Origin of the sequence: Microcystis sp. LE19-8.1F (assembly GCF_027531715.1) — a bacterium.
Classification (GTDB): domain Bacteria; phylum Cyanobacteriota; class Cyanobacteriia; order Cyanobacteriales; family Microcystaceae; genus Microcystis; species Microcystis wesenbergii_A.
This window is the reverse complement of sequence record NZ_JAPZSO010000026.1, coordinates 1-5679: the sequence shown is the minus strand read 5'-3', so window position 1 is coordinate 5679 and position 5679 is coordinate 1. Positions and strand designations below refer to the sequence as shown.

The following is a 5679-nucleotide window of genomic DNA, read 5'->3' as shown; positions in this document are numbered from 1 at the left end:
AGGAGGAAATAAAATTTTAAAATTATTTTCAAAAAAGCTTGCCAGATAAAAAAGAATGATTACTTTTGCACCCGCTAACCGCAAGAGAGGCGAAAAAGAAGAAGACACGTTCCTAGACATATTGAATTGACAGCCGTTCTTAAAAGAGATTTTAAGAACAAACAAAAAGAGAGTAAGAGAATCGAGAGATTTGAAAAAAGACTAGAAATTCGTCTAAAAAACAGTCAAGCTTAGCTTGACAAACAATATACGATGAAGAGTTTGATCCTGGCTCAGGATGAACGCTAGCGGCAGGCTTAACACATGCAAGTCGAGGGGTATAGTTCTTCGGAACTAGAGACCGGCGCACGGGTGCGTAACGCGTATGCAATCTACCTTTTACAGAGGGATAGCCCAGAGAAATTTGGATTAATACCTCATAGTATCTTCGATCCGCATGGATTGATTATTAAAGTCACAACGGTAAAAGATGAGCATGCGTCCCATTAGCTTGTTGGTAAGGTAACGGCTTACCAAGGCAACGATGGGTAGGGGTCCTGAGAGGGAGATCCCCCACACTGGTACTGAGACACGGACCAGACTCCTACGGGAGGCAGCAGTGAGGAATATTGGTCAATGGGCGCAAGCCTGAACCAGCCATGCCGCGTGCAGGATGACGGTCCTATGGATTGTAAACTGCTTTTATACGAGAAGAAACACTCCTTCGTGAAGGAGCTTGACGGTATCGTAAGAATAAGGATCGGCTAACTCCGTGCCAGCAGCCGCGGTAATACGGAGGATCCAAGCGTTATCCGGAATCATTGGGTTTAAAGGGTCCGTAGGCGGTTAGATAAGTCAGTGGTGAAAGCCCATCGCTCAACGGTGGAACGGCCATTGATACTGTTTAACTTGAATTATTAGGAAGTAACTAGAATATGTAGTGTAGCGGTGAAATGCTTAGAGATTACATGGAATACCAATTGCGAAGGCAGGTTACTACTAATGGATTGACGCTGATGGACGAAAGCGTGGGTAGCGAACAGGATTAGATACCCTGGTAGTCCACGCCGTAAACGATGGATACTAGCTGTTGGGAGCAATCTCAGTGGCTAAGCGAAAGTGATAAGTATCCCACCTGGGGAGTACGTTCGCAAGAATGAAACTCAAAGGAATTGACGGGGGCCCGCACAAGCGGTGGAGCATGTGGTTTAATTCGATGATACGCGAGGAACCTTACCAAGGCTTAAATGTAGTTTGACCGATTAGGAAACTAGTCTTTCGCAAGACAAATTACAAGGTGCTGCATGGTTGTCGTCAGCTCGTGCCGTGAGGTGTCAGGTTAAGTCCTATAACGAGCGCAACCCCTGTTGTTAGTTGCCAGCGAGTCAAGTCGGGAACTCTAACAAGACTGCCAGTGCAAACTGTGAGGAAGGTGGGGATGACGTCAAATCATCACGGCCCTTACGCCTTGGGCTACACACGTGCTACAATGGACGGTACAGAGAGCAGCCACTACGTGAGTAGGAGCGAATCTATAAAACCGTTCTCAGTTCGGATCGGAGTCTGCAACTCGACTCCGTGAAGCTGGAATCGCTAGTAATCGGATATCAGCCATGATCCGGTGAATACGTTCCCGGGCCTTGTACACACCGCCCGTCAAGCCATGGAAGCTGGGGGTGCCTGAAGTCGGTGACCGCAAGGAGCTGCCTAGGGTAAAACTGGTAACTAGGGCTAAGTCGTAACAAGGTAGCCGTACCGGAAGGTGCGGCTGGAACACCTCCTTTCTAGAGAAAGACGCAAAATATAGTTAAAGATTAAAGATTAAGATTTAATTACTCTCGCTGTTAGTTCAAATAATACAAGAAAAAGCATTTGAAAAGATGTTTTTTTTAATTAAGCAAAAACAGAGTCTCGTAGCTCAGCTGGTTAGAGTACTACACTGATAATGTAGGGGTCCCCAGTTCGAGTCTGGGCGGGACTACAATTTTTTGTTTAAGGAAATTCTAGAGGTTGAAATCCTTATTTTTTTTGGAATTTGGAATTTAAAGATTTGGAATTTTAAAAACTAGGGGGATTAGCTCAGCTGGCTAGAGCGCCTGCCTTGCACGCAGGAGGTCAACGGTTCGACTCCGTTATTCTCCACTATCGAGTAATCAGTCACAGTTTATAGTAAGCAGTTCGCTGCATACTGAGACTGAAAACTGAAAACTAGAAAAAGTTCATTGACATATTGAGATAAGAAAAATTTTAAAAAGTAGAAAGCGTTTTTATTTTTCGGAATAAAGACAAAAAAAACGGTCACGCTTTAGCGTGATTGGTACAATAAGCAAAATAAGGGCGTATGGGGGATGCCTAGGCTCTCAGAGGCGAAGAAGGACGTGATAAGCTGCGAAAAGCTACGGGGACTGGCACACACAGATTGATCCGTAGATATCCGAATGGGGCAACCCACTATGTTGAAGACATAGTACACCGATAGGTGGGCAAACCCGCTGAACTGAAACATCTAAGTAGGCGGAGGAGAAGAAAACAAAAGTGATTCCGTAAGTAGTGGCGAGCGAACGCGGATTAGCCCAAACCAATTATGTTACGGCATAGTTGGGGTTGTAGGACCACGACATTTTATGTACAAGGAATTAGAACTTACTGGAAAGTGAGACCACAGAGGGTGATAGTCCCGTATAGGTAACGAGTATAATAAATAGTGGTATCCTGAGTAGGGCGGGGCACGTGAAACCCTGTCTGAATTTGGCGGGACCATCCGCTAAGGCTAAATACTCCTGAGAGACCGATAGTGAACCAGTACCGTGAGGGAAAGGTGAAAAGAACCGTGAATAACGGAGTGAAATAGATCCTGAAACCATACGCTTACAAGCGGTCGGAGCCCATTCGTTGGGTGACGGCGTGCCTTTTGCATAATGAGCCTACGAGTTAACGTTGCTGGCAAGGATAAGTGGTTAAGCCACGGATCCGTAGCGAAAGCGAGTCTGAATAGGGCGCTTTAGTCAGTAGTGTTAGACGCGAAACCGTGTGATCTACCCATGGGCAGGATGAAGCTGTGGTAACACATAGTGGAGGTCCGAACCGGTTGACGTTGAAAAGTCTTCGGATGACCTGTGGGTAGGGGTGAAAGGCCAATCAAACTCGGAAATAGCTCGTACTCCCCGAAATGCATTTAGGTGCAGCGCTGGTTATAAGTTATATAGAGGTAGAGCTACTGATTGGATGCGGGGGCTTCACCGCCTACCAATTCCTGACAAACTCCGAATGCTATATAATGTTTACCAGCAGTGAGGGCTTGGGTGCTAAGGTCCAAGTCCGAGAGGGAAAGAACCCAGACCATCAGCTAAGGTCCCCAAATATATGTTAAGTTGAAAGAACGAGGTTTGTCTGCCCAGACAGCTAGGATGTTGGCTTGGAAGCAGCCATTCATTTAAAGAGTGCGTAACAGCTCACTAGTCGAGCGGACGAGCATGGATAATAATCGGGCATAAACATATTACCGAAGCTATGGATTTTGTAGTAATACAAAGTGGTAGGGGAGCATTCTAACAGGGTTGAAGGTGTATCGTAAGGTATGCTGGACTGGTTAGAAAAGAAAATGTAGGCATAAGTAACGATAATGCGGGCGAGAAACCCGCACACCGAAAGACTAAGGTTTCCTCAGCTATGCTAATCAGCTGAGGGTTAGTCGGGACCTAAGGCGAACCCGAAAGGGACAGTCGATGGCCAACGGGTTAATATTCCCGTACTACTTATTACTGTGATGGGGTGACGGAGTGATGAAAGCGCCGCGAACTGACGGAATAGTTCGTTGAAGTACCTACCTATAAGACCCGCAGGCAAATCCACGGGTTTTGGGGAAATACGATAGTACACGGAGGCTTCGGCCAAAGTGATAGTGCGCCTAAGGGCTTCCAAGAAAAACCTCTAAACTTCAGGTAATAAGTACCCGTACCGTAAACCGACACAGGTAGTCGAGGAGAGAATCCTAAGGTGCTCGAGAGATTCATGGCTAAGGAATTAGGCAAAATAGACCTGTAACTTCGGGAGAAAGGTCGCCACGCTTTACGGCGTGGCCGCAGTGAAGAGGTCCAGGCGACTGTTTATCAAAAACACAGGGCTCTGCAAAATCGTAAGATGAAGTATAGGGCCTGACACCTGCCCGGTGCTGGAAGGTTAAGAGGAGATGTTATCTTCGGAGAAGCATTGAATTGAAGCCCCAGTAAACGGCGGCCGTAACTATAACGGTCCTAAGGTAGCGAAATTCCTTGTCGGGTAAGTTCCGACCTGCACGAATGGTGTAACGATCTGGACACTGTCTCAGCCATGAGCTCGGTGAAATTGTAGTAACGGTGAAGATGCCGTTTACCCGCAGTGGGACGAAAAGACCCTGTGCACCTTTACTATAGCTTAGTATTGGTCTTGGATAAGTGATGTGTAGGATAGGTGGGAGACTTCGATCCAGCGTCGCCAGGCGTTGGTTAGTCATTGTTGAAATACCACCCTTTGCTTATCTGAGATCTAACTCCATAATGTGGAGGACATTGCTTGGTGGGTAGTTTGACTGGGGTGGTCGCCTCCAAAAGAGTAACGGAGGCTTCTAAAGGTTCCCTCAGTACGCTTGGTAACCGTGCGTAGAGTGCAATGGCATAAGGGAGCTTGACTGAGAGACATACAGGTCGATCAGGTACGAAAGTAGAGCATAGTGATCCGGTGGTTCCGCATGGAAGGGCCATCGCTCAAAGGATAAAAGGTACGCCGGGGATAACAGGCTGATCTCCCCCAAGAGCTCATATCGACGGGGGGGTTTGGCACCTCGATGTCGGCTCGTCACATCCTGGGGCTGGAGAAGGTCCCAAGGGTTGGGCTGTTCGCCCATTAAAGTGGCACGCGAGCTGGGTTCAGAACGTCGTGAGACAGTTCGGTCTCTATCTACTGTGGGCGCAAGAAATTTGAGTGGATCTGATTCTAGTACGAGAGGACCGAATTGGACTAACCTCTGGTGTATCTGTTGTTCCGCCAGGAGCACTGCAGAGTAGCTACGTTGGGAAGGGATAAGCGCTGAAAGCATATAAGCGCGAAACCCACCACAAGATGAGATTTCTTTAAAGGGTCGTAGGAGATGACTACGTTGATAGGCTATAGATGTAAAGGCAGTAATGTCATAGTCGAGTAGTACTAATAACCCATAAGCTTATGTACAAAATCAATCCCGTCTAGTTATTTATAAATAGACGGGAGAGAACTTTCTTAGATCCTTATAGGATGACACTTTTTTCTTTATCTCAGTATGTTAAGATATTATGTAATGTTGTTACGATAAATCGTAATACCCTTGCAAAACCTCTTAAGGTGGTTATTGCGGCGGGGCTCACCTCTTCCCATCCCGAACAGAGAAGTTAAGCCCGCCTGCGCAGATGGTACTGCAATTTGTGGGAGAGTATGTCGCCGCCTTTTTTTAAAACCTCAATCTGAAAAGATTGAGGTTTTTTTGTTTTAAAGCAATTTGTGGAAAAATTGATAAATATATTTTAAACAGAAAAGTTTAAGAAAGACTACTCAGATGGTAATGTTCGCTATGGAAAATAGAATAGTATTAAAAAAAAACTCCATCAAACGATAGAGAATTTATTTATAGTAATTTTGAAATCACATGTTCTGGTATATACAATAATGCGTGAGTGATAGGAGCGGCTC

General features: G+C 46.0%; 2 tRNA genes and 3 rRNA genes. All 5 read left to right on the top strand.

Going from position 1 to position 5679, the window contains the following annotated elements:
• Positions 1 to 249: 249 nt before the first annotated feature.
• The 5 genes from O9334_RS03370 to rrf all read left to right on the top strand — a co-directional run bounded on the left by O9334_RS03370 (position 250) and on the right by rrf (position 5439).
• Positions 250 to 1763, top strand: a 16S ribosomal RNA gene (locus tag O9334_RS03370).
• Positions 1764 to 1886: 123 nt separating this feature from the next.
• Positions 1887 to 1960: transfer RNA gene (locus tag O9334_RS03365), tRNA-Ile, on the top strand.
• Positions 1961 to 2047: 87 nt separating this feature from the next.
• A tRNA-Ala gene (locus O9334_RS03360) sits at positions 2048 to 2121 on the top strand.
• Between the two features lie 178 nt (positions 2122 to 2299).
• Positions 2300 to 5184, top strand: a 23S ribosomal RNA gene (locus O9334_RS03355).
• A 146-nt stretch (positions 5185 to 5330) separates the two neighbouring features.
• Positions 5331 to 5439: ribosomal RNA gene (gene rrf, locus O9334_RS03350) — 5S ribosomal RNA — on the top strand.
• Together the 16S, 23S and 5S rRNA genes with 2 tRNA genes alongside form the textbook arrangement of a ribosomal RNA operon.
• Positions 5440 to 5679 lie beyond the last annotated feature (240 nt).